Consider the following 234-nt stretch of genomic DNA (forward strand, 5'->3'; position numbering starts at 1 on the left):
CGAAATACTCACGCACTTCCGCGCCCATCGCTTGCTGCAGTTCGCGAATCGCGACGCGCAAGGTTGGCGGCGTGCGCATGCGTTCCACCCACGAACTGTATTCCAGCTGCAAACGCTGGCGGCTGTAGCTGCGGGTGTGCAGGCCGGCATCGCTGATAAAGCGCAGCCATTCGCTGGCAGCGTAGTTGCGCACATGGCTGGTGTCGCGCAGCACTTCCACGGTTTGCAAATAGG

The 234-nt window shown here is 61.5% G+C and carries 1 pseudogene; it reads right to left on the reverse strand.

Annotated features, from left to right (window positions below):
• Positions 1-234 (reverse strand): annotated as a pseudogene (locus AC0IWM_RS23975) (SAM-dependent methyltransferase); the annotation flags it as partial.

It is taken from the genome of Methylobacterium sp. AC433 (assembly GCF_979253015.1).